The organism is Shigella sp. SIG3, assembly GCF_053555855.1.
This window is the reverse complement of record NZ_JBQZXE010000227.1, coordinates 1-1827: the sequence shown is the minus strand read 5'-3', so window position 1 is coordinate 1827 and position 1827 is coordinate 1. Positions and strand designations below refer to the sequence as shown.

General features: G+C 42.5%; 3 protein-coding genes and 1 pseudogene. 3 read left to right on the top strand and 1 reads right to left on the bottom strand.

Going from position 1 to position 1827, the window contains the following annotated elements:
• Positions 1-2 precede the first annotated feature (2 nt).
• Positions 3-224, top strand: a complete 222-nt coding sequence (locus tag ACUU1I_RS20390; RefSeq protein WP_449144904.1) for a hypothetical protein — start codon at positions 3-5, stop codon at positions 222-224.
• 182 nt (positions 225-406) lie between these two features.
• Positions 407-645: pseudogene (locus tag ACUU1I_RS20385) on the top strand (IS66-like element accessory protein TnpA); the annotation flags it as partial.
• 220 nt (positions 646-865) lie between these two features.
• Here the strand turns inward: ACUU1I_RS20385 and ACUU1I_RS20380 are convergent.
• Positions 866-1138 carry a hypothetical protein gene (locus tag ACUU1I_RS20380; RefSeq protein WP_094110521.1) on the bottom strand — a complete coding sequence of 91 codons (273 nt, stop codon included), beginning with the start codon at positions 1136-1138 and terminating at the stop codon, positions 866-868.
• A 309-nt stretch (positions 1139-1447) separates the two neighbouring features.
• Here ACUU1I_RS20380 and ACUU1I_RS20375 point away from each other — a divergent pair, with 309 nt between their 5' ends.
• Complete coding sequence (locus ACUU1I_RS20375) at positions 1448-1642, top strand: hypothetical protein (protein ID WP_001004881.1); 195 nt, start codon at positions 1448-1450, stop codon at positions 1640-1642.
• Positions 1643-1827 lie beyond the last annotated feature (185 nt).

Genomic DNA, 1827 nt, shown 5'->3' with positions numbered 1-1827 from the left:
CAATAGCCAATTTTATCGCATTACAAATAAATGGTTCAAAAACAGGATTTGCCGCATCTATTACAGGTTTTACTCAAACAATAAGCGCTGGTACAATCAGTTTCCTGTCAGTAACCGTAAGCGACAACGGTGTTGGTCCCGGGACTACTTTAGGTCTTGGTTCACTAATAACTTCATTACTGTCAATAGCCGTAATCGCCATTGCAGGAAATAATAAAAAGTAAGTGTACTCTGACTGCGTATGTATCTACTTTGTGTAATGCAGGTGTCTATTGAAAATAATTCTTTTCGTGGGCATCTGTTGTATAAAATAAAAAATTATCGTAAGTACATCTATCTGCGATGTCTTGTGAAAATTATCCTGTCTGGCAACAATCGCGTCCATCTGTATTAATGGACGCGAACGATGAACTCTCAAACAACACTAGATATCACCGGCTTTCGCACTTATTTGCCAGAATCATTACGTCTCAGATTCGACGAGCAATTATCTGTCCGGGCTATCGCACAGCAGTTAAGACTCAGTTATTCCCCCATTCACAATCTCTTTCAACGAATTAACGCCTCAGGTATTGTCTGACCATGACCCGAGTCCCTTTCATTCGCCCAACCGATACCATACTTTATGCCAACAGAAAGAATGAATGAACCGCGCCTAAAATCAGCAAGGACACATGGCACAAAGTGCGACATGTCTCACATTTAACCCCAGTGGGGGCAACAAGTATAAAACCGTTTTTTGATTAAGTGGTCGAATATGAAAAGGGGAAGGTTTATGTGAAAAATACCTGTGTTTTCTTTGAAAACACACAACAGTATCAGGTTATTTATGTTTATACAGTGCGTTCCAAACTGACCTGAATAATTACGCAAGTTGCAACAATAAAACATTTTTGCCGTAGTGTGAGGTACTCCGGTAAATTGCTTTCCAGGTGCAGACAATGACTAACGAAGAACTACAGGCAATCGCATTATCCATGCTTGAGCGCCAGCGCGAAAAAGTACACCAGCAACGAGAGTCTTTGCTTAACCCATCTCCATTCACCAGGCCAAAACGATTGGAGCCTGAAGCATTCTTGGACAAATACCCACGGCGGCTTAAATCAGGCAAAACCAGACCACCAGGCTGATAGCTCACAGTTTGTTCTCCGATTCAATAAAACGGATAAGAACCATCAGCGCGGTAGCGTAAGGCACTACAGCGCATTGCTTTACGAGTAATAACAATGGATTTATCACCAGAAGACGCAAAGTTTTTACGAGAACTGCAACACCGTATGCTCAGAGAAGCCATTATCGAACAGCAAACGGGCATAACCCATTGCGATACAAACGGGCCTCATCTCCTTTAGTTGACGACAATTCCAATGCGGATAAAACACGTCCACCACACTGATTACATTTTTCATTAGCACAGTGGTGTGATGCAGCATACGAGGAAAACCGGATGAATGAGAACAAAATAAAAAGGCTGGAGCAACTGTTACAGGCACGCCAACGGGAGTTTGCCACTAAATGGGGACGTGCCGCGCTGCCACATGAACGCCTAACCTATTTTCCACTTGAAGACCTCATTAAAAATAATGGCAAAAAAATCAGGTCTGATAAGAAACACTTCTTAGAATGCAATGAAGACAAATAACAACAATCTACATATTGCCACCAACCACAGATGTGGCATCGTTATCAGCGCACTTGATTTTCTTTATATCCACTGACGAGCTTGCCGGGGCACCTTTGTTTGCCGGTCATTCTGGTATCATGCAGATATTTACGGCGTACAAGCCCACTAGCATGACATTGTAATAAGGCCTGAGCCTAACGCTT

Excerpts from the sequence above, each read along its gene's own strand:
- ACUU1I_RS20375 (WP_001004881.1), top strand. The coding sequence starts at position 1,448 with ATGAATGAGAACAAAATAAAAAGGCTGGAGCAACTGTTACAGGCACGC.